Origin of the sequence: Enterobacter cloacae complex sp. Mu1197 (assembly GCF_040059225.1) — a bacterium.
GTDB classification, from domain to species: Bacteria; Pseudomonadota; Gammaproteobacteria; order Enterobacterales; family Enterobacteriaceae; genus Enterobacter; species Enterobacter quasiroggenkampii.
The window spans coordinates 4,584,694-4,610,545 of record NZ_CP157375.1; the positions used below are offsets into that span (position 1 = coordinate 4,584,694).

General features: G+C 55.4%; 25 protein-coding genes. 11 read left to right on the forward strand and 14 right to left on the reverse strand.

Features of this window, described 5'->3' with window-relative positions:
- Nucleotides 1-55: 55 nt before the first annotated feature.
- From ABFV38_RS21610 to fieF, 3 genes are all read right to left on the reverse strand, one after another.
- On the reverse strand, nt 56-1,045 hold the full coding sequence (locus tag ABFV38_RS21610) for a sulfate ABC transporter substrate-binding protein (RefSeq protein WP_024909198.1): 990 nt from the start codon (nt 1,043-1,045) through the stop codon (nt 56-58).
- Nucleotides 1,046-1,254: 209 nt separating this feature from the next.
- Nucleotides 1,255-2,217 carry a 6-phosphofructokinase gene (gene pfkA, locus ABFV38_RS21615; RefSeq protein WP_008501816.1) on the reverse strand — a complete coding sequence of 321 codons (963 nt, stop codon included), beginning with the start codon at nt 2,215-2,217 and terminating at the stop codon, nt 1,255-1,257.
- A 174-nt stretch (nt 2,218-2,391) separates the two neighbouring features.
- Nucleotides 2,392-3,285 (reverse strand): CDF family cation-efflux transporter FieF, encoded by an 894-nt coding sequence (fieF, locus tag ABFV38_RS21620; protein ID WP_045909114.1) that lies wholly within the window; start codon nt 3,283-3,285, stop codon nt 2,392-2,394.
- A 481-nt stretch (nt 3,286-3,766) separates the two neighbouring features.
- Between fieF and ABFV38_RS21625 the strand changes: the two genes are divergently transcribed.
- On the forward strand, nt 3,767-5,275 hold the full coding sequence (locus ABFV38_RS21625; protein WP_348958041.1) for a polysaccharide pyruvyl transferase family protein: 1,509 nt from the start codon (nt 3,767-3,769) through the stop codon (nt 5,273-5,275).
- A 144-nt stretch (nt 5,276-5,419) separates the two neighbouring features.
- Here ABFV38_RS21625 and cpxP read toward each other — a convergent pair whose 3' ends face one another.
- The gene (gene cpxP / locus ABFV38_RS21630; RefSeq protein WP_045909112.1) at nt 5,420-5,926 is read right to left on the reverse strand and encodes a cell-envelope stress modulator CpxP; all 507 of its coding nucleotides are present in this window, start codon (nt 5,924-5,926) and stop codon (nt 5,420-5,422) included.
- A gap of 150 nt (nt 5,927-6,076) precedes the next feature.
- Between cpxP and cpxR the strand changes: the two genes are divergently transcribed.
- Nucleotides 6,077-6,775: an envelope stress response regulator transcription factor CpxR gene (cpxR, locus tag ABFV38_RS21635; protein ID WP_006179159.1), complete on the forward strand. Its 699-nt coding sequence runs from the start codon at nt 6,077-6,079 to the stop codon at nt 6,773-6,775.
- Nucleotides 6,772-8,145, forward strand: a complete 1,374-nt coding sequence (cpxA, locus tag ABFV38_RS21640) for an envelope stress sensor histidine kinase CpxA (RefSeq protein WP_014885717.1) — start codon at nt 6,772-6,774, stop codon at nt 8,143-8,145. Before cpxR ends, cpxA begins: the two co-directional genes overlap by 4 nt.
- A 53-nt stretch (nt 8,146-8,198) precedes the next feature.
- Here cpxA and yiiM read toward each other — a convergent pair whose 3' ends face one another.
- The gene (gene yiiM, locus ABFV38_RS21645; RefSeq protein ID WP_045909111.1) at nt 8,199-8,873 is read right to left on the reverse strand and encodes a 6-hydroxyaminopurine reductase; all 675 of its coding nucleotides are present in this window, start codon (nt 8,871-8,873) and stop codon (nt 8,199-8,201) included.
- Nucleotides 8,874-8,944: 71 nt separating this feature from the next.
- Nucleotides 8,945-9,565 carry a superoxide dismutase [Mn] gene (sodA, locus tag ABFV38_RS21650; RefSeq protein WP_003861999.1) on the reverse strand — a complete coding sequence of 207 codons (621 nt, stop codon included), beginning with the start codon at nt 9,563-9,565 and terminating at the stop codon, nt 8,945-8,947.
- Between the two features lie 288 nt (nt 9,566-9,853).
- On the opposite strand from sodA, the gene rhaT reads away from it, so the two are divergent.
- Nucleotides 9,854-10,888: an L-rhamnose/proton symporter RhaT gene (gene rhaT, locus ABFV38_RS21655; protein ID WP_069719784.1), complete on the forward strand. Its 1,035-nt coding sequence runs from the start codon at nt 9,854-9,856 to the stop codon at nt 10,886-10,888.
- Here rhaT and rhaR read toward each other — a convergent pair whose 3' ends face one another.
- Both rhaR and rhaS read right to left on the reverse strand, forming a co-directional pair.
- A complete protein-coding gene (gene rhaR / locus ABFV38_RS21660) occupies nt 10,889-11,737 on the reverse strand; it encodes an HTH-type transcriptional activator RhaR (RefSeq protein WP_045909109.1) in 849 nt (282 codons plus the stop codon). It lies immediately after the preceding gene.
- A 73-nt stretch (nt 11,738-11,810) separates the two neighbouring features.
- Nucleotides 11,811-12,647, reverse strand: a complete 837-nt coding sequence (rhaS, locus tag ABFV38_RS21665; RefSeq protein WP_048028386.1) for an HTH-type transcriptional activator RhaS — start codon at nt 12,645-12,647, stop codon at nt 11,811-11,813.
- A gap of 301 nt (nt 12,648-12,948) precedes the next feature.
- Here rhaS and rhaB point away from each other — a divergent pair, with 301 nt between their 5' ends.
- From rhaB to rhaM, 5 genes are all read left to right on the forward strand, one after another.
- Nucleotides 12,949-14,418, forward strand: coding sequence for a rhamnulokinase (gene rhaB, locus ABFV38_RS21670; RefSeq protein WP_196353165.1), 1,470 nt, complete (start codon nt 12,949-12,951; stop codon nt 14,416-14,418).
- Nucleotides 14,415-15,674, forward strand: coding sequence for an L-rhamnose isomerase (gene rhaA, locus ABFV38_RS21675; protein ID WP_045909105.1), 1,260 nt, complete (start codon nt 14,415-14,417; stop codon nt 15,672-15,674). Before rhaB ends, rhaA begins: the two co-directional genes overlap by 4 nt.
- 95 nt (nt 15,675-15,769) lie before the next feature.
- A complete protein-coding gene (rhaD, locus tag ABFV38_RS21680; RefSeq protein WP_348958045.1) occupies nt 15,770-16,600 on the forward strand; it encodes a rhamnulose-1-phosphate aldolase in 831 nt (276 codons plus the stop codon).
- A gap of 41 nt (nt 16,601-16,641) precedes the next feature.
- Nucleotides 16,642-17,790, forward strand: coding sequence for a lactaldehyde reductase (fucO, locus tag ABFV38_RS21685; RefSeq protein WP_063622916.1), 1,149 nt, complete (start codon nt 16,642-16,644; stop codon nt 17,788-17,790).
- Nucleotides 17,787-18,101 carry an L-rhamnose mutarotase gene (rhaM, locus tag ABFV38_RS21690; RefSeq protein ID WP_348958047.1) on the forward strand — a complete coding sequence of 105 codons (315 nt, stop codon included), beginning with the start codon at nt 17,787-17,789 and terminating at the stop codon, nt 18,099-18,101. The genes fucO and rhaM overlap by 4 nt, the downstream gene beginning before the upstream one ends.
- Here rhaM and ABFV38_RS21695 read toward each other — a convergent pair.
- The 4 genes from ABFV38_RS21695 to ABFV38_RS21710 form a co-directional block, all read right to left on the reverse strand.
- On the reverse strand, nt 18,089-19,366 hold the full coding sequence (locus ABFV38_RS21695; protein ID WP_111967923.1) for an MFS transporter: 1,278 nt from the start codon (nt 19,364-19,366) through the stop codon (nt 18,089-18,091). The two genes, rhaM and ABFV38_RS21695, sit on opposite strands and share 13 nt — an antisense overlap.
- A 44-nt stretch (nt 19,367-19,410) precedes the next feature.
- Nucleotides 19,411-21,534, reverse strand: coding sequence for an alpha-galactosidase (locus ABFV38_RS21700; protein ID WP_348958049.1), 2,124 nt, complete (start codon nt 21,532-21,534; stop codon nt 19,411-19,413).
- Between the two features lie 104 nt (nt 21,535-21,638).
- Entirely contained in the window at nt 21,639-22,634 is a 996-nt protein-coding gene (locus tag ABFV38_RS21705) for a LacI family DNA-binding transcriptional regulator (RefSeq protein WP_048226829.1), read from the reverse strand.
- Between the two features lie 17 nt (nt 22,635-22,651).
- On the reverse strand, nt 22,652-23,200 hold the full coding sequence (locus tag ABFV38_RS21710) for an XRE family transcriptional regulator (protein WP_023309744.1): 549 nt from the start codon (nt 23,198-23,200) through the stop codon (nt 22,652-22,654).
- Nucleotides 23,201-23,302: 102 nt separating this feature from the next.
- Here ABFV38_RS21710 and ABFV38_RS21715 point away from each other — a divergent pair, with 102 nt between their 5' ends.
- Both ABFV38_RS21715 and ABFV38_RS21720 read left to right on the forward strand, forming a co-directional pair.
- Nucleotides 23,303-23,962, forward strand: coding sequence for an AzlC family ABC transporter permease (locus tag ABFV38_RS21715; protein ID WP_348958052.1), 660 nt, complete (start codon nt 23,303-23,305; stop codon nt 23,960-23,962).
- On the forward strand, nt 23,962-24,285 hold the full coding sequence (locus tag ABFV38_RS21720; RefSeq protein WP_008501826.1) for an AzlD domain-containing protein: 324 nt from the start codon (nt 23,962-23,964) through the stop codon (nt 24,283-24,285). Before ABFV38_RS21715 ends, ABFV38_RS21720 begins: the two co-directional genes overlap by 1 nt.
- Nucleotides 24,286-24,325: 40 nt before the next feature.
- Here ABFV38_RS21720 and ABFV38_RS21725 read toward each other — a convergent pair whose 3' ends face one another.
- Both ABFV38_RS21725 and fdhD read right to left on the reverse strand, forming a co-directional pair.
- Nucleotides 24,326-24,538: a DUF1471 domain-containing protein gene (locus ABFV38_RS21725; RefSeq protein ID WP_021242795.1), complete on the reverse strand. Its 213-nt coding sequence runs from the start codon at nt 24,536-24,538 to the stop codon at nt 24,326-24,328.
- 114 nt (nt 24,539-24,652) lie between these two features.
- A complete protein-coding gene (gene fdhD / locus ABFV38_RS21730; RefSeq protein WP_348958055.1) occupies nt 24,653-25,489 on the reverse strand; it encodes a formate dehydrogenase accessory sulfurtransferase FdhD in 837 nt (278 codons plus the stop codon).
- Nucleotides 25,490-25,852 lie beyond the last annotated feature (363 nt).

Here is a 25,852-nt window from a genome sequence, read left to right on the forward strand (position 1 = left end):
AAATAAAAAACCCGGCGGATTTCTCACGCCGGGTTACCGTGTCATTGGCTAATGGTTAGCGCTGGCTGATCTGATCGAACGTACCGCCGTTAGAGAAGTGCTCTTTCTGCGCTTTCGTCCAGCCGCCGAACTCGTCATCAATGGTGAAGAGTTTCAGTTTAGGGAAGACGCTTTCGTATTTCTTCGCCACCGCCGGATCGCGTGGACGATAGAAGTTTTTCGCCGCAATTTCCTGGCCTTCTGGCGAGTAGAGATACTTCAGGTAGGCTTCTGCCACCGCTTTGGTGTCTTTCTTCTCAACCACTTTATCGACAACAGAGACGGTCGGCTCAGCCAGAATCGATTCGCTTGGGGTCACGATCTCGAACTTGTCTTTACCCAGCTCGTTAGTGGCCAGCAGGGCTTCGTTTTCCCATGCGATCAGCACGTCGCCAATCCCTCGCTCGACGAAGGTATTGGTGGCGCCACGCGCGCCGGAGTCCAGCACCTCAACGTTTTTATACAGCGCTTTCACGAATTCCTGCGCTTTGGCCTGGTCGCCGTTGTTGTGGTGCAGCGCGTAGCCCCACGCGCCCAGGTAGTTCCAGCGAGCGCCGCCAGAGCTTTTCGGGTTAGGGGTGATGACGGACACGCCTGGCTTAATCAGGTCATTCCAGTCATGGATCTGTTTCGGGTTGCCTTTACGGACCAGGAAAACGATGGTCGAGGTGTATGGCGCGGAGTTATCCGGCAGGCGTTTGATCCAGTTTTTGTCGATACGGCCACGCTCGGCGATCGCGTCAACATCGTAGGCCAGCGCCAGGGTCACCACGTCAGCTTCGATACCGTTGATGACGGAGGTCGCCTGCTTGCCAGAACCGCCGTGAGACTGGCGAACCACGACATTGTCGCCGGTTTCCTGTTTCCAGTGTGCCGCAAACGCTTTGTTGTATTGCTCGTACAGTTCACGCGTCGGGTCGTATGACACGTTCAGTAACTGGATGTCCTTAGCCAGAACGCTGGTCGATGCCAGCAATAATGTTAAACCCACGCCCCATTTATTCATCGCCCAGCTCTCTTGTGTAGTGTTTTGATGAATGCAGCGTGCCAGAAAGCGAATCGAGGATTAAAGAATAAAAAAAGATTGGCTATAACGTAGTGGAATAAAAAAGCGTGCACGCATAAAAAAGCTGGGTGGCGGCTACGCCTTACCCGGCCTACGAGTCGTGCTTTTGTAGGCCCGGTAAGCGCAGCGCCACCGGGCAACAGAGCCAATCAGTACAGTTTTTTCGCGCAGTCCAGCCAGTCACCTTTGAACGGACGCTTCATGTTTTCAATCGCGTCGATGATGTCATGGTGAACCAGTTTTTCGTTCTGAATACCGACGCAGCGGCCGCCGTGGCCCTGCAGCAGCAGTTCGATCGCGTACGCGCCCATACGGGACGCCAGAATACGGTCGTACGGGCCAGGGGAACCGCCACGCTGGATGTGCCCCAGTACGGTGGCACGGGTTTCACGTTTGGTTTCGGTTTCGATGTACTTCGCCAGCTCGTCTACGTCACAGATGTGCTCGGTGATAGCCACGATCGCATGTTTCTTGCCTTTCGCGATGCCAGCTTTGATTTCAGCCACCAGATCTTCACGGCTGAATTCCACTTCCGGAACCACGACAAACTCACAGCCACCCGCAATCGCCGCAGCCAGGGTCAGGTCACCGCAGTAACGCCCCATCACTTCAACGATTGAGATACGCTGGTGAGAAGAAGAGGTGTCACGCAGGCGGTCAATCGCTTCAACAACGGTTCCCAGCGCGGTGAAGTAACCGATGGTGTAGTCGGTGCCTTTGATATCGTTGTCGATAGTGCCTGGCAGACCGATGCACGGGAAGCCCATTTCAGTCAGACGTTTTGCACCCATGTACGAGCCGTCACCACCGATAACCACCAGGGCGTCCAGGCCACGTTTTTTCATGTTCTCGATAGCCACTTCACGAACGTGTTCATCACGGAATTCCGGGAAGCGTGCAGACCCAAGGAAGGTACCGCCACGGTTGATCATGTCAGACACGCTGTAACGGTCGAGCTGAACCATACGGTCTTCATACAGACCCAGGTAACCATCATAGATACCAAAAACTTCCAGACCTTCCGTCAGCGCCGCGCGAACAACCCCACGAATTGCCGCGTTCATGCCCGGCGCATCACCGCCGCTTGTCAACACACCGATTTTCTTAATCATGACTACCTCTGAACTTAGGAATGCAAAATTGAAATCTGTTGCCGGAAGAAACTTATCGACCAACGAATACTGCAAATAGTATATCAATCCCTTCCAGCTGAATTGATTCAGGTCAGACCAAATGGCGGTAATTTATACACAAAATGCTGGCCTGGCTCACTTTTTTACAACGAATTACGAAAGCCCAACATGTCCGGGTACAACCGAGCAGGGATCCTGGTGAATGATGACGTCTGAACCAGGAAAACGCTGCAAAATCGCCTGCTCAACCTGCTCAGCAATCACGTGAGCCTGAACCAGTGGCAGGTTGTCTTCCATTTCAATATGAATCTGAATAAAGCGGGTCGGCCCTGACTGCCGCGTTCGAAGATCGTGCGCACCGCTGACGCCGGGCCAGGCGGTCACGATAGAAAAAATTTCATTGCGTTCTGAGTCCGGGAGGGCGCGGTCAAGCAGTGATTGCACCGCTTCATACCCCATCCGCAGGGCGCTATATAAAATATAGATACCAATCCCTAACGCAAACAACGCATCGGCCCGATGCCAGCCATACCAGGCCAGACCGAGCGCAATAAGAATAGCCCCATTCATCATAACATCAGATTGATAATGAAGCATATCCGCCCGTACGGCCTGACTTTGCGTTTTGCGAACGACCCAGCGCTGGAACGTTACCAGAACAAGTGTGCATATAAGCGCGACAATCGTCACAACGACGCCGACGCCGGGATCGTTCATCGGTGTCGGCGAGACGAGATGCTGAATGCCGGTGAGAAACAGGAACAGCGCAGAACCGGATATAAACATGCTCTGCGCCAGCGCGGCCAGCGACTCCGCTTTGCCGTGCCCAAACGTGTGCTCTTCATCCGCTGGCTGCAGCGAGTAACGCACCACCAGCAGGTTGGTCAGCGAGGCGGCAATATCGACCAGCGAGTCCACCAGCGCCGCCAGAATACTGACCGAACCGGTATACCACCACGCAAAAACCTTAATGACCAGCAAACACGACGCCATGATCGTCGCGGCCATGGCGGCCCGGTTTACCAGTCTTCCATAGGATTGATTCATAAACGCTCCTGTCATGTCATGCCGCTAGTATAACGGAAGCATGGGGAGTCGAAGGGTGAATAAACGGTTAACAAATCAGAATATGGTGCAGAGCCCCCCCTTATGTGGGAGAAGGCAGGAACAGAGAAGAAAGAAAAACAATAACCACTTGTATTAAAAGAATTTTATTTCACCAACCCGTTACATCCAGACTACACATCCGGTTTGATTGTTACGTTGATATGCACCATCGACGACACTGTCACTGCGACTTAGAAAATACTGAATGGATAAGTTGTTTCCGTATCCAATCGCTCAACAGATGCTATTGCATTGTGTCAAACAATAAAAACCTACCACTACTCTGAAAAACCACCACACCATCTAACTCATTGTTCTTTATTAGATTTATAGGATAAGTTAATATTGTTTAATTTCAGCGATATAGTACACTTGATGCTATACATGTTGTACTGGAAAAATTTATCTTAAGAGAATATATATGTCTAATGAACCACTAAAAATTGCGTTTACTGGCGTTTATGATATCGCAAACTATGGAGATCATTTATTTCCGATTATTTTCGATAAAATCATGAAAATGAAAGGTCTGAATATCAAGCTTTATCTTTTCTCACCGGTGGGGGGAACACAAAGCCTATCATTAAATGAGATTGTCTACCCATTAAATGAGATGGAATCATTGCATCTAAAACATAATTTCGATGCAATTATCGTTGGTGGTGGTGGAATATTCCACTATGCAAGCGGGCAACAAAAAATAAAAAGAGACTCGGACGAGTTCGTAGACTACCCGGTGTTTGAAACATGGGTTATTCCTTCGATAGTTGCATACAAACACAACATAAAACTAATCTGGAATCTACTTGGCGGCTACCATGATTTCTCACCATTTTATCAGAAACTTACTCAGGCCTTATGCGACCCAATTGACTATATATCAGTCCGGGACAACTATACTAAAAAAATCCTGACAGATAGTGGCATAGAGGATACATTAATTAACGTATTTCCTGATTCTGCATTTATGATGACAGAATGTATTCCTCATGAACTTATTGAAAAATCGTTAAATAATTTAAGAAACAGCGATAAAGAATACATTGTTTATCACGCAAATAGATTCCTACCCAAAAGTGCAATCCCAGATGTTGTAAAGTCATTAGACTATTTTTACAACTTAGGCTTTGAAATCATCCTGTTACCACTGGCATATACCCATGATGATGAAAGCATTCTTAGAGAGATAAATCAAAACGCAGATTCCCGATATACTCTTTATGAAAAAGAACTCAATATGTACGAAATTATGAGCATGCTGGCAGGTTGCCACGCTTATATTGGTGTGAGTTTCCATGGCGCAATTACCGCAGCCTGTCATGGGAAAAAAGTTGTGGCCTTTGATTATATGCTGAACGGGAAAACTAAAGATCTCTTCAAGATGTTAGATCTTCAGGATTATTACGTAACTGATTCGAATTCCCTATACGAGCGTACAGTACAATGTCACAAAAACATGTCGCCAGTTATTTTAGATGATAAAATAGCATCTCTGCATCAGCACTTTGACACTATTATTGAATTACTCGTATCAACTAAAACGAGAGAAAAAGGAAGTGATAATTTCCTTATTAACTTTTCTAATACCATATCCAATATAAACAAATCTTTCAGTACATTACAATCCGAGTTCAGTCAACTGGATAATCTCAGTAGAGACACCCACATAAAGTATGTAGAGCTACAGGATAAACACGCCGAATTATGTAAGTTGAATATTGAACTGAAGGATAATATCAATACCTTTAGTAGCGCCAACAATGAATTGCAGGATACATTCAACGCCCTTCAACTGCAAAACAAAGAATTATTTAAACAAAAAACCGATGCTGAAAAATGGATTGATGAAATGAAAAAATCAAGGACCTATAATTTTATTAAAACCATTAATAACATAAAATTAAAAATCAAAAAGGCACTCATAAAATAATACAGGGACATGAAAACTCCCTGTAATAGCAACGAGGAACGCTCAATACCATTTTCTCATGATCTGAAGAATCAACAGGCAAAAAAAACCCCCACATCATGTGGGGGAAGACAGGGATGGTGTCTATGGCAAGGAAAACAGGGTTTACTGGTTACTACGGGTACTGCTATTGCTACTGAAAAACGTCGTTTCTGAGCTTCGCTGCATCCGTGCAACCTCACGCAGCTGATCCATACGCTGCTGATGTCTGGTGTTCAAAACCGCTTGCTGCTCGGGCGTTAGCAGGTGGAACATCTGGTTGCGGACCTTCGCCATTTCAACCTGGCGAGCAACCTGTTCCTGTGCCATTTTTTCGGCCTGAGCGCGCACAGCGCTTTCGTCAAAATTTTCTGCGGTGACAAGGCGATGCATTGTCTCCATTTCGCTAACATTAACAGGGGGCTGGTCGTGTCTCGCCCTCTGCATCAGATCTCGCATCTGTTGACGCTGATGTTCGGTTAAACTTATGCCGTCAAACATATGGCTTTGGCTACTGTGCTGCGTTGTGTCCTCTTGTGAGGAACCGTTATCGCTGATGATAGCTACAGCAGCCTGGCTAAACGCACTGAACGCCAGCGTTGAGGCCATGACGGCAGCGGTAACTTTGCGCATCACTTGCTCCCAAAATCTTTCGTGTCGCGATTCAACGAGAGACAGTCTACGATTCAGGCTGCAAACATGCGTCAGGGGGTGTAAAACAACGTAAAGTCATGGATTAGACAGCCTTGATGTCGTAATTTCTGCCTCGGAGGTATTTAAACAATGAATAAAATCCTGTTAGTTGATGATGACCGAGAGCTCACATCCCTTTTAAAGGAGTTGCTCGACATGGAAGGTTTCAACGTCCTGGTTGCCCATGATGGCGAGCAGGCGCTGAGTCTCCTTGACGACAGCATCGATTTACTTTTGCTCGACGTGATGATGCCGAAGAAAAACGGTATTGATACGTTGAAAGAGCTTCGCCAGACACACCAGACTCCCGTTATCATGCTGACCGCTCGCGGCAGCGAACTCGATCGCGTACTCGGCCTTGAGCTGGGCGCGGATGACTATTTACCGAAGCCGTTTAACGACCGCGAACTGGTCGCCCGTATTCGCGCGATCCTGCGTCGTTCCCACTGGAGCGAGCAGCAGCAGAATACCGACAACAGCTCACCTACCCTTGAAGTCGACTCCCTGAGCCTGAACCCGGGCCGTCAGGAAGCGAGCTTTGATGGCCAGACGCTGGAACTGACCGGCACGGAGTTCACCCTGCTGTATCTGCTGGCGCAGCACCTCGGCCAGGTGGTTTCGCGTGAACATTTAAGTCAGGAAGTGCTGGGCAAACGTCTGACCCCGTTTGACCGCGCCATCGACATGCACATCTCTAACCTGCGTCGTAAGCTGCCGGAGCGTAAAGACGGTCACCCATGGTTTAAAACCCTGCGTGGTCGCGGTTATCTGATGGTTTCCGCTTCATGATAGGAAGCTTAACCGCCCGCATCTTCGCCATCTTCTGGCTGACGCTGGCACTGGTTTTAATGCTCGTACTGATGTTGCCAAAACTCGACTCACGCCAGATGACGGAGCTTCTCGACAGCGAGCAACGTCAGGGCGTGATGATCGAGCAGCACGTGGAAGCCGAGCTGGCAAACGATCCGCCAAACGATTTAATGTGGTGGCGCAGGCTGTTTCGCGCTATCGACAAGTGGGCGCCGCCCGGACAACGCCTGCTGCTGGTGACCAGCGAAGGCCGCGTGATTGGCGCCGATCGCAATGAAATGCAGATCATCCGCAACTTCATTGGCCAGGCAGATAACGCCGATCACCCCCAGAAGAAAAAATATGGCCGCGTAGAAATGGTGGGGCCGTTCTCCGTCAGAGATGGCGAGGATAACTATCAGCTCTACCTGATTCGCCCCGCGAGCAGCTCCCAGTCCGACTTCATCAACCTGCTGTTTGACCGCCCTCTCCTGCTGCTGATTGTTACTATGCTGGTCAGCTCGCCGCTGCTGTTATGGCTGGCGTGGAGCCTGGCAAAACCGGCCCGTAAGCTGAAAAATGCGGCTGACGAAGTGGCCCAGGGTAACCTGCGACAACACCCTGAACTGGAAGCCGGACCGCAGGAGTTCCTTGCCGCCGGGACCAGTTTTAACCAGATGGTGAGCGCTCTCGATCGCATGATGACGGCACAACAGCGTCTGCTGTCGGATATCTCGCACGAACTGCGCACCCCGCTTACGCGCTTACAGCTTGGCACCGCGCTGCTTCGCCGCCGCAGCGGGGAGAGCAAAGAGCTGGAGCGTATCGAAACCGAAGCGCATCGTCTGGACAGCATGATCAACGATCTGCTGGTCATGTCGCGCAATCAGCAGAAAAACGCGCTGGTGAGCGAAACGGTGAAAGCCAATCATCTGTGGCATGAAGTGCTGGATAACGCGGCGTTCGAAGCGGAGCAGATGGGCAAATCCTTCACCGTCAACTTCCCGCCGGGTCCATGGCCGCTGTACGGTAACCCCAACACGCTGGAAAGCGCGCTGGAGAATATCGTGCGTAACGCCCTGCGCTACTCGCACACGAAGATTGAGGTGGCGTTCTCGGTGGATAAAGACGGGATCACCGTCATTGTCGACGACGACGGTCCTGGCGTCAGCCCGGAAGACCGCGAGCAGATTTTCCGTCCGTTCTACCGTACCGACGAAGCGCGCGACCGGGAATCGGGCGGTACGGGACTCGGTCTGGCGATTGTGGAAACCGCCATGCAGCAGCACCGCGGCTGGGTGAAAGCCGACGACAGCCCGCTGGGTGGGCTGCGGTTAACGCTGTGGCTACCGTTGTATAAGCGTTCGTAGCTGTTAGTGCCGGGTGGCGGCTTCGCCTTACCCGGCCTACGCTTTACGGAGGACTATTTACCCCACAACCTCCGCGAATTATCCTCGATCTTGCTGCTTAAACGCCGCTTCTGCATCGTTCTTGTCCAGCTGGTCGATAGCCCCGCCGCCGACAGCAGGCGATGATACTGCTCGTCATCAAACGGCATATGCCAGGCAATGGCGCAGGCGTCGTAAACAGACACTTCACTCAGGCGTGATGCCAGCTCAAGCGGCGCATCCGCTGACACCTGCCCAGCCAGCACCACACGGTACAGCCAGCCGGTTTTACCCGCGCTTTGCATCTGAGCCGACATGTCATGAATACCGAAATGGAAGTTGAGCTTGAAGCACGGCGAGCGCGGCTGCGTCACCTGAATCAGGGCATCGCCCCAGCGGTAGATATCACCTATAAACACGTTCTTTTCGGTGAGCCCTTCGGTGGAGAGATTCTCGCCAAACGCGGGGGCGACGAAGAGGTCCGCCTGCTCGGGGAACTCGGTTTTCCAGTGCTGATAGTGCTCGCGCGGGTAGTGGCACAGCGCGCGCTCGGGCCCACCGTGGATCTTCTTTTCGGCCTGCTCGTCGCCCGCAAGCCCAAGGTCGGTTAACGTCAGCTCACCGTCGACCTGAATTTTGGCGATGGCGCTCGGGCGGCTGCCGTCGTACTCCCTTACCTTGCCTGTAAATACATTCACCGGGTAATGCATCGCTGCCTCCATTACGCAGATACAAAAAAAGCGAGCCATCAGACTCGCTTCTCACAGGCGTCAATGCAACCTTATTTTTTAGCGGCGAAACGCGCTGCTGCTTCGTCCCAGTTCACCACGTCCCAGAACGCTTTGATGTAGTCCGGGCGACGGTTCTGGAATTTCAGGTAGTAAGCGTGTTCCCACACGTCCAGACCCAGGATTGGGAAGCCGGATGCGCCAGAGATCGCTTCACCCATCAGCGGGGAGTCCTGGTTCGCGGTAGAAACCACCGCCAGTTTGTCACCTTTCAGAACCAGCCACGCCCAGCCGGAGCCGAAGCGGGTTGCAGCGGCTTTTTCGAATTCCGCTTTGAAGTTGTCAACAGAACCGAAGTCGCGCTCGATAGCCGCTTTCAGGTCGCCCTGCAGGGTGGTACCAGTTTTCAGGCCTTTCCAGAACAGGCTGTGGTTTGCGTGGCCGCCCGCGTTGTTACGCAGCACGGTTTTCTTGTCCGCTGGCAGCTGGTCCAGCTTGGTGATCAGCTCTTCAACAGGCAGGTTAGCGAACTCTGGCAGGCTTTCCAGCGCGGCGTTCGCGTTGTTCACGTAGGTCTGGTGGTGTTTAGTGTGATGGATTTCCATCGTCTGCTTGTCGAAATGCGGTTCCAGTGCGTCGTAGGCATACGGCAGGGATGGCAGTGTATAACTCATAATCCTCTCCATTATTGTCGGGCGGCACAGCTGTTAATGCCGCGTAAGCAGTTGGTTCATTATAGTTAATTAAATGATATTGAAAATGATTATCAATGCCGTAGTTTTTATAAGGTTATTCAGTTTTCGATTAATAGCGGAAATGTGAGTCTGCTCACGCGGTTAACGTGCTGATTGCCATCCAGAACACCTGTGCGGCAACCTTCTGAAGGTTCCCGGACTGCCTAATTTTTACACTCCTCAAGTCGAAGAGAAGCCACTGACGATAAAAACGATGAGGGTGTAAAAATGAATCATGCGATTACGATGGGTATCTTCTGGCATTTGATAGGCGCTGCCAGTGCAGCCTGTTTCTATGCTCCGTTTAAAAAGGTGAGAGGCTGGTCATGGGAAACCATGTGGTCCGTTGGCGGGGTCGTGTCCTGGCTGATTTTGCCCTGGACCATTAGCGCCATGCTGCTGCCCGATTTTTGGGGCTACTTCTCCTCCTTCAGCGCCTCCACCCTGCTGCCGGTGTTCCTGTTCGGCGCGATGTGGGGCGTCGGTAACATCAACTATGGCCTCACCATGCGCTATCTCGGCATGTCGATGGGCATTGGTATCGCGATTGGCATTACGCTGATCGTCGGAACCCTGATGACGCCAGTTCTCAACGGCAACGTCGAGGTGCTTATTAATACTCAGGGTGGGCGGATGACGCTCCTGGGCGTGCTGGTGGCGGTCGTTGGCGTAGGAATTGTGACTCGCGCGGGGCAACTGAAAGAGCGCAAGATGGGCATTAAAGCCGAAGATTTTAACCTGAAGAAAGGTCTGCTGCTGGCGGTGATGTGCGGCATCTTCTCGGCCGGTATGTCGTTCGCGATGAATGCTGCCAGGCCTATGCATGAAGCCGCCGCCGCGCTGGGCGTCGACCCGCTGTACGTTGCGCTGCCAAGCTATGTCGTGATTATGGGTGGCGGCGCGATGGTTAACCTGGGCTTCTGCTTCATTCGTCTCGCAAAAGTAAAAAACCTGTCGGTAAAAACCGACTTCTCGCTGGCAACATCGCTTATCATCACCAACGTGTTACTCTCCGCGCTCGGCGGGCTGATGTGGTATTTACAGTTTTTCTTCTACGCCTGGGGCCATGCCAGCATTCCGGTGCAATACGACTACGTCAGCTGGATGCTGCACATGAGTTTCTACGTACTGTGTGGCGGGCTGGTCGGTCTGGTGCTGAAAGAGTGGAAGAACGCCGGACATCGTCCGGTTGGCGTACTGAGCCTCGGCTGCGTGGTGATCATTATCGCTGCCAATATCGTCGGCCTCGGCATGGCAAACTGATCACGACCCCTTTCGACTGCGATGACGCCACTGTACCGGCGTCATCCCCACCTCACGATTGAACACCACTGAAAAGTAGTTACTGTCTTCAAAGCCGCAGCACATCGCCACATCACTGACCATCCACTCCGTATGCTGCAGGAGATATTGTGCATGGCAGATGCGCAGCTGGCGCAGATAGTGGTTGACCGTCATCCCGGTCAGGGTGCGGAACTGCTGGCGCAACGCGCGCTCGCTGCACTGCTCCTGCTCGCAGAATTTCTCCAGTATAAAGTTTTTATTCAGGCTACCCGCAAGCGTGGTGATGAGCTTATCCAGCAGCGCTTCCTGCGTCGTGGCAGAGGGGTTATCAGTGGCGTAACGATGGCGCTTTAACGTCACCACCAGTTGGGCGAAAAGCAACTCCGCTAGCTGGTTAGAAACGGGGTCGTTCTTCTGGCTCTCCTGCTCCAGTTGAGAAATAACCTGCCGTACCTGAGCCATGCCGTTACTGCTTAAGCGCCAGTGCGGAGAACCCTTAGCATCAAGAAAACCCGGAATGCTTGCGGCCCAGTCTACGTTAAGCCTGAGCCTGTCCGGACAGTAAATAACGTTCTGCAATACCAGGTCATTAACCGAGGCGTAGGAGTGTTTATCCTCCGCGCGAATGTAGAACAGATCTCCGCGCGTGATGCGGTAGGGACGGTCGTTGAGGATGTGCAGGCCGTTACCGCGCCATACCAGCACCAGCTCGCAAAACTCGTGGGTATGTTCGGCAAAGACATCTTGCGGGTAGCGGTCGGCCACCGTCACGGCCTGGCTCGCGGAGGCATAAAAATCATCTTTGCGAAGGATTAACTGAGCAGCCACACCACGACCTCTACACCGAATAACCTGACACTATTAGCTTTTTTGCGGAAATAAAACGGTGACTGCCTTCGCGTTACTGAAGCATCGCGTCTTTCCCCTGACGAATATCACGCGGCGACCAGTTAAATTCCCGGCGAAACAGCGTTGAAAAGTGATTGCTGTCACCAAAACCGCAGCAATAGGCGATATCCGTGACGCTTTCGTCGGTATGACGTAAAAGATGACGCGCTTTGATCAGGCGCAGACGGTTGAGATATCGCTGCGGCGTCATACCGGTATGCTGTTTAAGCTGGCGATGCAGGGTGCGCAGCGACAGTGAAAAATCATCCGCAAGCGTTTCCCAGCAGACATCCTCAGCGAAATGATCTTCCAGCCAGGCCATCAGATGGTTGAGGCGCGCGTTGTTATCTTCCAGCCCTTCCACCAGGCTGCTGCGGCGCAGCAGCACCAGAAGCTGCATAAACAGCAGTTCGCGCGTGGCAATGGCGTGCGTCTCCCGCCCGTCCTCGCTCTTCTCCATTTGCTCCACCAGCTGACGCACCTGCTGCAGGGTGGACTGATTCACGCGCCAGTGCGACGGATAGTGTCCGTCTTGCTCCTGGGGCAACAGCTGATTCAGGCGCGAAAGAAACTGGAACGCATCCGGGGAACGGTAGAGCACATTCGTCAGATACAGGTTGTCGGTATGCTCATACAGGTGCCGATCGTGGTCGCGCACGAAGCACACCGTACCGCCGCTGATGGTATAAGGCTGGCCATTGAAGACATGAATACCTGTCCCGCGCTCAACAATCACAATTTCATGAAAATCATGGTGATGCTCCGGGAACGCGGCCTGTGGAAGCCGTGGCTCAATCGCGACAGGCGCCCCTCCTGAAGGAAAAAAATCCACGCTGTGCAGTACGGTCATAACGGCCTCCACCAATGAAAAATGTTCTCAAAATAGTAATTAAGGCCTTCCGCACTCACCTTCAATTTTTGGCAGTAAATCTCGCAAATGCTGTCCATTTTTCAAGAAACAGGGGGAAAGATCGGGAAATGCGGTCAGCGTCACACTGCCTGAAAATCCCGCCACCACTGGAAACTGTGAACTCCCTCACATTCACCTTTGCTTTCTTGCCAGCGCGAGATTTGGCCTGTCAGTGGTGAGAAGGTGACTTTTTCTTCCCTTTTTTACACTCACCGCTAATGACTTAAGAAAGGACCCGACTATGACTTTTCGCCATTGTGTGGCTGTCGATTTAGGCGCATCCAGCGGGCGCGTAATGCTCGCGAGCTGGGACCGTGAGCAGCACACGCTTGCGCTTCGCGAAATGCACCGTTTCGCCAACTGCCTGCAAAAACAGGACGGTTTTGTGGCCTGGGATATCGATGCCCTGGAGGCGGAGATCCGTATCGGACTGAACAACGTCTGCAACGATGGCATTCGCATCGACAGCATCGGCATTGATACCTGGGGTGTGGACTACGTTCTGCTTGATAGCCATGGCGAACGCGTCGGCTTGCCGGTTTCTTATCGCGACAGCCGCACCGACGGCCTGATGGCGCACGCTATCGCCCAGCTTGGCAAGGACAACATCTACAGACGCAGCGGCATTCAGTTTCTGCCGTTTAACACGCTTTATCAGCTGCGCGCTTTGGTCGAGCAACAGCCAGAGCTGGTCGCGGACGTGGCCCATGCGCTGCTGATCCCGGACTACCTGAGCTATCGCCTGACCGGCAACATGAACTGGGAATATACCAACGCCACCACCACGCAGTTGGTCAACATCAACTCGGATAACTGGGATGAACATCTGCTGGCCTGGACGGGAGCGTCGCCTTCCTGGTTCGGAACACCAACCCACCCGGGTAATGTGATCGGTCACTGGATTTGCCCACAGGGGAACGCAATTCCTGTCGTTGCCGTCGCCAGCCACGATACCGCCAGCGCGGTGATTGCTTCCCCACTTGCGAGCAAAGACGCGGCTTACCTCTCTTCCGGTACCTGGTCGCTGATGGGCTTTGAGAGCAAAACCCCGTACGCCAGCGATGCTGCCATGGCCGCAAACATTACCAACGAAGGGGGTGCCGAAGGCCGCTATCGCGTACTGAAAAACATCATGGGGCTGTGGCTGCTCCAGCGGGTACTGAAAGAGCAGAACATTACCGACCTGCCTGCGCTTATCGCCGAAACCGAGAAGCTGAAGGCCTGCACGTTCCTGATCAACCCGAACGATGAGCGCTTTATCAATCCGGCGCACATGAGCGCCGAAATTCAGGCCGCCTGCGTCGAGGTCGGGCAGCCGGTGCCGTCCAGCCCTCCCGAACTGGCGCGCTGCATTTTTGACAGCCTCGCCCTGCTGTATGCCGACATCCTCAGCGAGCTGGCGAGCCTTCGCGGAAAACCCTTCAGCCAGCTGCATATCGTGGGCGGCGGCTGCCAGAACCAACTGCTGAACCAGCTCTGCGCCGATGCCTGCGACGTCACCGTGGTGGCAGGTCCCGTGGAGGCCTCCACGCTCGGCAATATCGGCATTCAGCTGATGACTCTGGACGAACTTTCCAACGTTGACGACTTCCGTTCGGTGGTGACGGCGAACGCCAGTCTGACCACCTTCACACCCAATCCCTGCCATGAAATTGCTCGCTTTCGCGCGCAGTTTCAGCAAAACCGACTGACTAAGGAGCTTTGTGCATGACAACTCAATTAGAACAAGCCTGGGATCTGGCTAAACAGCGTTTCGCCGCCGTCGGCGTGGATGTCGAAGAGGCGCTGCGCCAGCTCGACCGTCTGCCCGTCTCCATGCACTGCTGGCAGGGCGATGACGTCGCTGGCTTCGAGAACCCAGGCGGTTCCCTGACGGGGGGTATTCAGGCCACGGGTAACTATCCAGGCAAAGCGCGCAACGCGACCGAACTGCGTGCCGACCTTGAACTGGCGCTGAGCCTGATCCCGGGGCCAAAGCGCCTGAATCTGCATGCAATCTATCTCGAATCCGATGAGCCGGTGGCGCGCAACGAAATCAAACCGGAACACTTTAAGAACTGGGTAGAGTGGGCCAAAACCAACAGGCTGGGCCTGGACTTTAACCCGTCCTGCTTCTCACATCCGCTGAGTGCGGACGGTTTTACTCTCGCCCACGCGGACAACGACATCCGCCAGTTCTGGATCGATCACGTGAAGGCCAGCCGCCGCGTTTCGGCGTATTTCGGCGAGCAGCTCGGCACACCGTCGGTGATGAACATCTGGATCCCGGACGGCATGAAGGATATCACCGTCGATCGTCTGGCTCCGCGCCAGCGCCTGCTGGCCGCGCTGGATGAGGCTCTCAGCGAGAAGCTGGACCCGGCGCACCACATCGACGCCGTCGAGAGCAAGCTGTTCGGCATAGGCGCCGAGAGCTATACCGTTGGCTCAAACGAGTTCTATATGGGTTACGCCACCAGCCGACAGACCGCGCTGTGTCTGGATGCTGGCCACTTCCACCCGACCGAGGTGATCTCCGACAAAATCTCCGCCGCCATGCTCTACGTGCCGCGTCTGCTGCTGCACGTCAGCCGTCCGGTGCGCTGGGACAGCGACCACGTGGTGCTGCTGGATGACGAAACCCAGGCGATTGCCAGCGAAATCATCCGCCACGATCTCTTTGACCGCGTACACATCGGCCTCGACTTCTTCGATGCCTCCATCAACCGCATCGCGGCGTGGGTTATCGGCACCCGCAATATGAAGAAAGCCCTGCTGCGCGCGTTGCTGGAGCCTGTCGCCACGCTGAAACAGCTGGAGGCTAACGGTGACTACACCGCACGTCTGGCGCTGCTGGAAGAGCAGAAATCCCTGCCGTGGCAGGCAGTGTGGGAGATGTACTGCCAGCGTAACGATGCCCCGGCGGGCAGCCAGTGGCTGAACAACGTGCGGGCATATGAGAAAGACGTTCTCGCCGCTCGTCAGTAAAAACATCGCCCGGCAGCACGTTGCCTGCCGGGTCTACAGGTAAGAGTAGGCCGGGTAAGCGTAGCGCCACCCGGCATTTTCAAAGGAACCACAGTATGCAGACTATCACCCACTCCTGGTTCATCCAGGGCATGATCAAAGCCACCTCCGACGCCTGGCTGAAAGGCTGGGACGAGCGCAACGGCGGCAACCTGACGCTGCGCCTGGACGACGCGGATATCGAACCTTTCGCGGCCGATTTCCACGCGAAGCCGCGCTATATCGCGCTGAGCCAGCCGATGCCGCTGCTCGCCAACACGCCGTTTATTGTCACCGGTTCCGGCAAGTTTTTCCGTAACGTCCAGCTCGACCCGGAGGCCAACCTCGGCGTGGTGAAAGTGGACAGCGACGGCGCGGGTTACCACATTCTGTGGGGGCTGACGGATGAAGCGGTGCCCACCTCCGAACTGCCGGCGCACTTCCTCTCCCACTGCGAGCGCATCAAGGCGACCAATGGCAAGGACCGCGTGATCATGCACTGCCACGCCACCAACCTGATCGCCCTGACCTACGTGCTGGAAAACAGCGCCGATGTCATCACCCGCAAGCTCTGGGAAGGCAGTACCGAGTGTCTGGTGGTATTCCCGGATGGCGTGGGCATTCTGCCGTGGATGGTACCGGGTACCGACGAAATCGGCCAGGCAACCGCCGTTGATATGCAAAAACATTCTCTGGTGTTATGGCCGTTCCACGGCGTGTTCGGCAGCGGTCCAACGCTGGATGAAACCTTTGGCCTGATCGACACCGCCGAGAAATCAGCGGAAGTGCTGGTGAAGGTGTACGCCATGGGCGGCATGAAGCAGACCATTCCCCGGGAAGCGCTCATCGCCCTCGGCAAGCGCTTTGGCGTGAGCCCGCTGCAATCCGCGCTGGATTTATACGCATAACGCCTTTTCAGGACAAACGTTGATCGTTAAGGAGAATTATCATGAGCTTTATGTTGGCGCTTCCAAAAATCAGCCTTCACGGCGCGGGCGCAATCGGCGATATGGTCAATCTGGTAGCGAACAAGCAGTGGGGAAAAGCGCTGATTGTCACCGACGGCCAGCTGGTGAAGCTGGGCCTGCTCGACAGCCTGTTTACCGCGCTGGACGTCCATCAGATGTCGTATCACCTGTTCGATGAGGTGTTCCCGAACCCAACAGAAGCGCTGGTGCAAAAAGGATTTTCGGCTTACCGGGACGCAGAGTGTGATTACGTCATTGCCTTTGGCGGCGGCAGCCCGATTGATACCGCCAAGGCGATTAAAATCCTCACCGCTAACCCCGGCCCATCAACCGATTATTCCGGCGTCGGCAAGGTGAAAAATGCGGGGGTGCCGCTGGTGGCGATCAACACCACCGCAGGGACGGCGGCGGAGATGACCAGTAATGCGGTGATCATCGACTCCGCGCGTCAGGTGAAAGAGGTAATCATCGACCCGAACATCATCCCGGATATCGCCGTGGACGATGCCAGCGTCATGCTGGATATTCCGGCCTCCGTGACCGCCGCAACCGGTATGGACGCATTAACCCACGCCATTGAAGCCTATGTGTCCGTTGGCGCGCACCCGCTGACCGATGCCAACGCGCTGGAGGCGATTCGCCTGATCAACCTGTGGCTGCCGGAAGCGGTTGATAACGGTCATAACCTTGAGGCGCGCGAGCAGATGGCGTTTGGCCAGTATCTGGCGGGCATGGCGTTTAACAGTGCGGGTCTGGGTCTGGTACACGCCCTGGCGCACCAGCCGGGCGCGACGCATAACCTGCCGCACGGCGTGTGCAACGCCATTCTGCTGCCGATCGTCGAAAGCTTTAACCGCCCGAACGCCATCACCCGCTTCGCCCGCGTGGCGCAGGCGATGGGCGTCGATACCCGCGGCATGAGCGATGAAGCCGCCAGCATGTCCGCCATTCAGGCGATTCGCGACCTGAGCGCTCGCGTCGGCATTCCTGCGGGCTTCAGCCAGCTCGGCGTCACTAAAGCCGATATCGAAGGCTGGCTGGATAAAGCCCTCGCGGATCCGTGTGCGCCATGCAATCCGCGCACCGCCAGCCGCGATGAAGTCCGCGAGCTCTATCTGGAGGCATTATGATCCGCAAAGCGTTTGTGATGCAGGTGAACCCGGACGCGCACAAGGAGTACGCGCGTCGCCACAATCCAATTTGGCCCGAGCTTGAAGCGGTGCTGAAAGACCACGGCGCTCACCACTACGCCATTTATCTCGACAAAGCACGTAACCTGCTGTTTGCGACCGTGGAGATTGAATCGGAGGAGCGCTGGAGCGCGGTAGCGAATACCGACGTCTGCCAGCGCTGGTGGAAACATATGGGCGACGTCATGCCGTCGAACCCGGATAACAGCCCGGTGAGTGCGGAACTTAAAGAGGTCTTTTACCTGGACTGATGTGTTAGCGCTGCCGCCCCCGCGGCGGCGGCAATCTCCTGCCTGCTGCTCAGCGTAAACGCCGACACCACCGTAATCGCCAGCACGAAACAGCCCAGCATCAGATAGGTCTCCTGGAAGCCGATCCGGTCATACATATTCCCGGCAAAAGCGGAGAGAATAATCGCCGCCGACTGTTTGGCAAACTGGAAGCCGATCAGATAGATCGTCGCCGACAGTCGGGTATCAAACACCCCGGTGATGTACTTGAAGGCGCCCACCAGCAGGAACGGGACTTCCAGCGCGTGCAGCATCTTGAGGGCAATCACCTCCACGGCAGTGGTGGCGAACGACGAGCCGATAATGCGCGTCGCCATAATCACCCCGGCGATCAGCAGCGTGTTCTTCGCGCCGATGCGGTTAATGATCCACGGCGAACAGAACATAATGATGGCATTACAAATCTCCCCGGCAGTCGTTGCGAAACCAAAGGCGCGGGTCCCCTCTTGCGGCGTGGCGAAGAAGGTTTTAAAGAAGGTGGCAAACTGCTGATCGAAAACGTCATACACGCAGGCCACGCCAATCACGTAGAGGATAAACATCCACATTCTGCGCTGGCGGAACAGGTTGAACACGGTTTTTGCGGTGATTTGCGGCTGGTTCGCGCCCAGGGCATCCATGACCTGCGCCGTCTGGTTGGGCTTCGGCTTCGCGACCACCAGCAGCAGCATCAGCAGCAATGCCGCTCCCGATCCCATCCAGAAAACATACGACGGATCGATGCCGAACAGGATGCCGCCCGTGGAGGCGCACAAGCCCCAGCCGAGACAGCCAAACATCCGCGCCTTGCCGTATTCAAAGAAGCTGTTGCGGCTCACGCGTTCGATGTAGGCCTCAATCGCCCCCGATCCGGCCGAAAATACAAAACCGATATACAGCCCGCCGCTCAGCGCGCCCAGCCAGATATTGGCTTTCAGCAGCGGCGCGAAGACGTACAGGAAGAACGGTGCGAACAGAACCAGCAGCACCGCGATGATCCACAGAAGGTGTTTTTTCAGCCCCAGCTTGTCCGAAATAACGCCCAGTAGCGGCTGGAACGCGATGGCCGACAGCGAGATGCAGGAGAAGACAATCCCGGTATGGGTTTTATTCAGGCCGATGATGTCCGACAGCCAAATCGGCAGGAACGGAAAGCAGGTGGCCATGATGAAGAAGTAGAGAAAGAAGAACAGCCCGAAGATCCAGAAGTTAGGGTTATCTTTGTGGGTACAGGTTGTTGTGTTCATTATTTTTATCCTCAACGGAGGGCCGGCTGCCCGGCCCGTCGCCTTTACACGCGTTCAACGCCAATCAGAACGGCGGTTTCCGGATCCAGAATCGGCAGCGCAATGCCCGCCTGCATCAGCCACTCGCCGCTCACCGTTTGCGGCGTTTCCATCCACGCTGGCAGCTTGCGCATGGTGTGCCCTCCCTCGCCCGTAATCTGAATATTCGGATGATCGAGCAGCATGACGCGGTACCGCGCGCTAGCCTCCAGTCCCGCCATGCGCAGCGGCATCATCAGGCTGTAATCCGGCATCGCGAGCTGGCTGACCATAAACAGCCCCTGCGCCTTATCTTCGCTCACCATCCCCTGCGCCAGCGTGGTGGCATCCGGCATATCAATACGCCACTGGGTACCATGGTGGATCACCTCTCGCCACTGCTTGTGCAGCGCGGCGTAATGGCGATAGCCTTCGCGCTCCTGTGCGTCCACGGTGAGCGGATCCAGCTCCAGCCCCATATGGCCAAACAGGGCCGTCAACCCGCGAAACTGGATGCTATGCTGGCGGAAGGTGGCGTGACATTTATGATGACCGATATGCGCGCCCATCACCTCCGGCGGGAAGAAGTAGCTCATGCCGCGCTGGATGGTGCTGCGCTCCAGCGCGTCGTTGTTGTCAGACGCCCAGAAGCGGTGGCTGCGGGTCAGTACCTCATAATCAATGCGCCCACCGCCGGAGGAGCACGATTCAAACTCAATGTGCGGGAAGCGCTCGCCCAGCACGTCCAGCAGGCGGTAAAACTGGCGGGTCTGCGCGTCGGCAGCGGCTTTACCGTTGTGTCCCGGCTGCACCAGCTCGCGGTTCATGTCCCACTTCACATAGTCGACCGCATGCTCGCCCAGCAGCCAGCTCATGCGCTCCACCAGGTAATCAAAGGCCTCCGGGATGTTGAGATTGAGCACCAGCTGGTGTCGTCCGGTCGCCTGGGGATAGCCCGGCAGCGCCAGCACCCAGTCAGGATGCGCGCGGTACAAATCGGAATCCGGATTGATCATCTCCGGCTCTACCCAGATGCCAAACTCCATGCCGAGCCGCTTGACGTGGTCGATCACTGGCGTCAGGCCGTTCGGGTATTTTTTCTCATCCAGATACCAGTCGCCCAGCGCCGCATGGTCGTCATTACGGCCTTTGAACCAGCCATCATCAATGATGAAGCGCTCCACGCCCAGCGCGGCAGCCTCGTCGGCCATGCGCATGATGTACTCCGGATCGTGGTTGAAGTAGATCCCTTCCCAGGTATTGAGGTGCACCGGGCGCGGTTTGTTTTCCGGGAAGCGGATGACGTTGTTGCGCAGGTAGCGATGGAACGGCTGGCTCATGCCGTTCAGACCCTGCGTGGAGTAGCTGGCATACAGGCGCGGCGTCCAGAGCGTATCGCCCTCCTCAACCGCCATTTCACCCGGCAGGTAGAGCGCTTCGGCCTGCAGGTAGCGACGACCATCGGTTTTCGCTTCCGCGCGCAGGCGGTGATTACCGCTCCAGCCCAGATGCACGCCCCAGACGTCACCCTGCATTTCGCTGAACGACGGCGTACCGACAATCAGCGCCGGGAAGTGCTCGTGGGAGGTTTTACCCCGGCGGTTTTCAATCACGAAGCTGTCGTGTTCAAGCTTTACGCGGTGCGGCTGGAATTCACGGATCCAGCGTCCGTGGAAGGCCATCACTTCCTGCGCGCGCTCGGCCACCGGCAGCGTGACGGCGAAACGGTCCACCTGCCAGGGGATCGCTTTCAGATTCGTTAAACCGTGACGAACCACCAGCACGCCGCTGGCATCCAGCACCAGCTCGCTGGTCATGCGCAGTCCCGCATGCTCATCTTCGGCGGTTATCGTCAGGGTGTTTACGTCCTGCTGCACCTGGGTGGTTTTGAACACCGGGGAACCGTCCAGCCCCTGGCGATGCCCCTCAATGCCCGGCGAGCCAAACAGGCCATGCCCCAGCTCGGCCATCAGCGTGACCGGGGAGTCGACGTCAAGCCTGCCGTTGGCAACAGGACGCGCGAGCAGAGCAACATCCTGCGGCGAAAAGTGCCGAAGGTGAGGCCCCCAGTAGAGAATTTCGGCGAACGGATGGGTTTTAATCACCACGTCTACCGTCGTGGTTTCGAGACGTAAAACGGAATCTTGCATCAGACATCTCCTGTCATCGGGATGCTCTGAGTGTTGATCCGAAACGTTTCGGATACAAACCAAAACGTTTCGGTTCTGTGATCGGGTTTAAAATTTTGCGCTATTTAAGCCGTCTGGCCCGGAGAGAATTCTGGCTGCCAGAGCACCTGAAGCTGTTCAATATCGTCGCCGTTAATCAGCTGGCGCACCATATCGGCAATCTGTTTCCCGACGCCCTGGCGGGTGGACTGGATCACCGACGCCACGTCAATATCGACGATGCTGTCCTGGGGTAGTCCGTCATAGACCACCAGTGAGACGGCGTTGTCGCCGGATAAACGCCCCATCTGCGCCAGCGCCATCGCCGCGCCGTCGCCATGGGTGTTGCAGTCGGTGATGATGGCCGTGGGCGGCTGCGGCAGGGCAAGCAGTTCTTTCGTGGTGGCATACCCGACGCGGCGCGAAGGCGGCATAGCGCGCAACCATTCGCTGGAAAGCCCGGCTTCCCGCAGGGCGTCCAGATAACCCTGACGGCGCTGGGTGATAAACGCCTGATTGTTGCTTTCGCCAAGTAGCGCGATACGCTGATGGCCTTTCTCGATCAGCCAGCGGGTAGCCTGATGCGTACCGGCGTAGTTGTCGAAATCAAACCACGCGTACGGCTGCGGGAGATGGCTGCGCCCGAGCGCCAGGAAAGGAAAACCGGCCGCCTGCAGTTGCTCAAGACGGGGATCGTGATCCAGCGTGTGTGCCACGATCAGCGCATCCACGCGGCGGCTTTGCACCATGCGCATATAGCTGTGTTTATCGGCCAGATCGTCATCGGCAATCAGCAACAAATCGATTTCATGTCGCGCCAGTTCGTGGCTAATTTCGCCGACCATGTCCATAAATACGCTGTTATTGAGCGGAACAGGATGGACCGGGAACACCAGCCCAACGGCGTCAATTTTGCCCATCTTCAGGCGCCGGGCGAAGGTGTTCGGTCGGTAACCACGGCGCTGGGCCTCTGCTTCCACGCGTGCGCGCGTCTCGGCGGAGACGTCGTCATATCCGTTGAGGGCGCGGCTGACAGTGGTGACTGACAGCCCCAGTTCTTTGGCAATGGCTTTAAGCGACATGAGTTTCCGTATCTCTGTTAGTTTTGTTCCGCCACCAGCAGCGCGTAAGTGTCTGGCTCCAGGGCCTTGAAGATATGCGGCTGATCGGCGGGATAACAAATGTAATCCCCTGCCCCGAGCTCTTCCGCCGCGTCGAGCAGACCGACCAGCGCCCGCCCCTGCGTCACAATAATATGTTCAACCGAGCCCGGTGGATGCGGCTGTGAAATACGGTCTGCTCCCGGTTGGGTCATCAGAAGATAGACATCGCGGCGCGCGCCGGGGGGGCATGCCGCCAGTAAAATGGCTTCATAGTTAGCCTGTCCAGCCACCACTTTTGTCCCTTCACCACGGCGGATCACCTGCGTGGTCGGCAACTGTGGCTCAAGCAAACGGGCGAAAGGAATATCCAGCGCCACGCAGAGCGACCACAGCGTTTCCAGGCTAGGGTTACCGTTGCCGGACTCCAGCTGGGAAAGCGTGGATTTTGCGATCCCGGCACGGCGGGCAATTTCCGCCAGTGAAAGCCCGGTTCGCAGGCGTTCTCGCACCAGACTTTTGGCGATCAGGCTGATCGGCTGCGTCATATAACGGCCTCGCGTTCTATAAAACGAACAAATCGTTCGTCTTGAAAATCAGTTTCGTTGCGTTCATTATAATGGATACACGTTCGATATGGCTAAAAATGTATGAAGCATCATCTCTCTTGTCTGAAAGGCGACACCATAAAAGCAATCATTCTGGTCTGCCTCGCGGTGGGCGTGGTCGGGATGTCCTACGGCTCGCTGGCGATGGCCTACGGTTTCCCGGTCTGGGTGCCGTTTGTGCTCTCCATTACCGTGCTGGCGGGCGCGTCTGAGTTCATGTTTATCGGCATCGTGGCGAGCGGCGGCAATCCGCTGGCGGCTGCGGCGGCAGGTTTGCTGGTCAACGCGCGGCATGTGCCGTTTGGCGTGACGGTGCGTGAGCTGGTGGGCAAGCGCGGTATGAGCCTGCTGGGCTGCCACATCATGAACGATGAAAGCGTGGTGTTTGGCCTGTCGCAAAAAACCGCCGAACAGCGTAAAGCCGCCTACTGGCTGTGCGGCTTAGGCGTTGCCATCATCTGGCCGCTGGGCGCGCTGCTGGGTGCCATGGTGGGCAAACTGTTGCCCGACCCGGAAACCATCGGGCTGGACGCGGTATTTCCGGCCATTCTGCTGGCATTAGTGGTTCCCGCATTTAAAAACCGTACCACGCTGATCCGCGCCTGCAGCGGCGCCGTGTTATCGCTGGCCGCCGTGCCGTTTGCCCCGGTGGGATTACCGGTACTGCTCTCTTTACTCGGTCTTGCCGCGAGGAAAAAATAATGGAAAACATGACGGTCTTTATTCTCGGCATCGCCATTCTTTCTGCCGGAACCTATTTAATGCGCCTTGGCGGCGCCAAACTCGGCAACCGGCTGGCGTTGTCGGAGCGTTCTCAGGCGCTGCTGTCAGATGCGGCAACGGTATTGCTGTTCTCCGTCGCGCTGGCGACCACCTTTTATGAGGGAGAACACTTCGCAGGCATGGCGCGCGTGCTGGGCGTGGCGTTTGCGGTGTTTTTGGCCTGGCGGAAAATGCCGTTAATCGTGGTCATTGTGGCCGCGGCGGTGGTGACGGCATTGCTGCGCGTGGCGGGCATAAACTAAAAAAGCGCCCCGGGGGCGCTCTTTCGACGGTGTGACTCGCTTATTTGTTCAGTTCAGCAGTCATGTGTACGCGGTTACCGGAGAATGCCTGGGTAATTTTGTACGATGATGCGCCCGCTTCCTGAGCCTGAGCCGCGATTTTCGCTTCTGCACCATCAATGGTAGAGGCGGTTGCGGTCACAGTCTGCGCAGCGAAAGAACCGAAAGAAGCAGCCAGAGCGATTACAGCGACAAAAGTTTTGATGCTTTTCATGATTTAAACCCTTTCATTAAGTTGTTTAGGTAAGGCACCGTGCCTTGATGAGATAAATACTAGACCTCATCGCGAACAACTAAAAGCGGAAGGATTTGCTAATATCATTCAAAATTACTGATCAACTATTAATCGCTGAGGATGGGTATAAATCGTCGCCCTTCCCGGCTTGCAGAAGCCCACCAGCGTCAGGTTACAGCGCTCCGCTACCTCTACCGCCAGCGTGGTCGCCGCCGACACCGCGAACAAAATTTCCACACCGCACATGGCGGACTTTTGCACCATCTCGTAGCTGGCCCGGCTGGAAACGAGCGCCGCGCCCTGCTGCCAGACCTGACTTTCACGCGCACGACGACCGAGCAGCTTATCCAGCGCCACGTGGCGACCCACGTCTTCATGCCCACCGGCAATCTCTCCCGACGGCAATACCCACGCCGCCGCGTGCGTACAGCCGCTCAGTTGGCCGATGGGCTGTACGTCGTTGAGATGCTCAAGGGCGGGGTCGAGGTGCGCCAGATTAAAGGTCTGAGTAAACGGCAGTGGCGCAACGGGCTTGCCAATATCGTTAAGCTGCTCAACGCCGCACACGCCGCAGCCGGTACGCCCGGCCAGCGCGCGACGGCGCTCCTTGAGCCCCATAAAGCGGCGGGTGGAGAGTTCGATTTGCACTTCAAGACCGTTGCAGGCCTGGACCACGTCCATGCCGTAGATCTCTTGCGGATGCTCGATGATGCCTTCCGAGAGGGAAAAACCAATGGCGAACAGCTCAAGATCTTTCGGAGATGCCATCATCACCACATGCGAGATGCCGTTGTAAACGAGCGCAACGGGCACTTCTTCCGCCAGAAAATCGGGCGTGGCATCGGTTATGCGGGGCGGTCGGTGTACCGACAGTTCCACAATGCCGGCAGGCAGGGGTGACGAGTGGGGATCACGGTTTTGTTTAGACACAGCGGTATTCCTGAACAACCACGGAAGCGAGCGTGCTATTGCAGCATAAACCACAGGCTGTACGCATAGTATGGATCAACTTTTCGACAACCATTCTCCTACTCATTTAGCAGGGGTGCAACCTGACACCGGCTACATCGCTTTAACATGCAGAGCTGTTAATGTGATCGGTATCACACTTTATAATCAACATGGTGATAATACGTTCACTTTGTATTAACGCCATTAGAACAGCGGTACCGACAATGTGGTATTCTGATGATACCCCTCGTGGAATTGAGGGATTAACGCAAATTTTTCTCCTTTGCGGTCATTCTTCAACCGCGAAGTCAAAACTACATATGTAAGCAATGTCGAAACAAG

Coding starts and splice junctions, on each gene's coding strand:
- fucO (WP_063622916.1), top strand. CDS start 16,642: ATGAGCTTTATGTTGGCGCTTCCAAAAATCAGCCTTCACGGCGCGGGC.
- ABFV38_RS21710 (WP_023309744.1), bottom strand. CDS start 23,200: ATGACGCAGCCGATCAGCCTGATCGCCAAAAGTCTGGTGCGAGAACGC.
- ABFV38_RS21715 (WP_348958052.1), top strand. CDS start 23,303: ATGAAGCATCATCTCTCTTGTCTGAAAGGCGACACCATAAAAGCAATC.
- rhaS (WP_048028386.1), bottom strand. CDS start 12,647: ATGACCGTACTGCACAGCGTGGATTTTTTTCCTTCAGGAGGGGCGCCT.
- ABFV38_RS21610 (WP_024909198.1), bottom strand. CDS start 1,045: ATGAATAAATGGGGCGTGGGTTTAACATTATTGCTGGCATCGACCAGC.
- rhaT (WP_069719784.1), top strand. CDS start 9,854: ATGAATCATGCGATTACGATGGGTATCTTCTGGCATTTGATAGGCGCT.
- cpxR (WP_006179159.1), top strand. CDS start 6,077: ATGAATAAAATCCTGTTAGTTGATGATGACCGAGAGCTCACATCCCTT.
- yiiM (WP_045909111.1), bottom strand. CDS start 8,873: ATGCATTACCCGGTGAATGTATTTACAGGCAAGGTAAGGGAGTACGAC.
- sodA (WP_003861999.1), bottom strand. CDS start 9,565: ATGAGTTATACACTGCCATCCCTGCCGTATGCCTACGACGCACTGGAA.
- ABFV38_RS21700 (WP_348958049.1), bottom strand. CDS start 21,534: ATGCAAGATTCCGTTTTACGTCTCGAAACCACGACGGTAGACGTGGTG.
- rhaD (WP_348958045.1), top strand. CDS start 15,770: ATGCAGACTATCACCCACTCCTGGTTCATCCAGGGCATGATCAAAGCC.
- ABFV38_RS21725 (WP_021242795.1), bottom strand. CDS start 24,538: ATGAAAAGCATCAAAACTTTTGTCGCTGTAATCGCTCTGGCTGCTTCT.
- fieF (WP_045909114.1), bottom strand. CDS start 3,285: ATGAATCAATCCTATGGAAGACTGGTAAACCGGGCCGCCATGGCCGCG.
- ABFV38_RS21720 (WP_008501826.1), top strand. CDS start 23,962: ATGGAAAACATGACGGTCTTTATTCTCGGCATCGCCATTCTTTCTGCC.
- cpxA (WP_014885717.1), top strand. CDS start 6,772: ATGATAGGAAGCTTAACCGCCCGCATCTTCGCCATCTTCTGGCTGACG.
- ABFV38_RS21625 (WP_348958041.1), top strand. CDS start 3,767: ATGTCTAATGAACCACTAAAAATTGCGTTTACTGGCGTTTATGATATC.
- ABFV38_RS21695 (WP_111967923.1), bottom strand. CDS start 19,366: ATGAACACAACAACCTGTACCCACAAAGATAACCCTAACTTCTGGATC.
- rhaA (WP_045909105.1), top strand. CDS start 14,415: ATGACAACTCAATTAGAACAAGCCTGGGATCTGGCTAAACAGCGTTTC.
- rhaB (WP_196353165.1), top strand. CDS start 12,949: ATGACTTTTCGCCATTGTGTGGCTGTCGATTTAGGCGCATCCAGCGGG.
- pfkA (WP_008501816.1), bottom strand. CDS start 2,217: ATGATTAAGAAAATCGGTGTGTTGACAAGCGGCGGTGATGCGCCGGGC.
- cpxP (WP_045909112.1), bottom strand. CDS start 5,926: ATGCGCAAAGTTACCGCTGCCGTCATGGCCTCAACGCTGGCGTTCAGT.
- rhaM (WP_348958047.1), top strand. CDS start 17,787: ATGATCCGCAAAGCGTTTGTGATGCAGGTGAACCCGGACGCGCACAAG.
- ABFV38_RS21705 (WP_048226829.1), bottom strand. CDS start 22,634: ATGTCGCTTAAAGCCATTGCCAAAGAACTGGGGCTGTCAGTCACCACT.